Origin of the sequence: Phytobacter massiliensis JC163, from assembly GCF_000321045.1 — a bacterium.
GTDB classification, from domain to species: domain Bacteria; phylum Pseudomonadota; class Gammaproteobacteria; order Enterobacterales; family Enterobacteriaceae; genus Phytobacter_A; species Phytobacter_A massiliensis.
Window position 1 is genome coordinate 1 of record NZ_CAEO01000221.1, and the last position, 235, is coordinate 235.

1 tRNA gene is annotated in these 235 nt (G+C 52.3%); it reads right to left on the bottom strand.

Going from position 1 to position 235, the window contains the following annotated elements:
- Positions 1 to 54: 54 nt before the first annotated feature.
- Positions 55 to 130 (bottom strand) — tRNA-Ala (locus ENTHG_RS00295).
- Between the last annotated feature and the right edge of the window lie 105 nt (positions 131 to 235).

A 235-nucleotide genomic window follows, 5' to 3' on the forward strand; every position in this document is an offset into this window, starting at 1 on the left:
ACTTCGCAGTACACTTCTCAGTGCACTCTGAAGTATTTTTTCGAACAGTAAAGATGGTGGAGCTATGCGGGATCGAACCGCAGACCTCCTGCGTGCAAAGCAGGCGCTCTCCCAGCTGAGCTATAGCCCCATCGTGTAGTCAGAACCTCTTACCTTTAATTCGTTTCCGGGCGCGGCGTGGTGAAGCGAAGCATACTTATGTATGCGAGCTTTGCCACAACAAAGCACGGGAGCG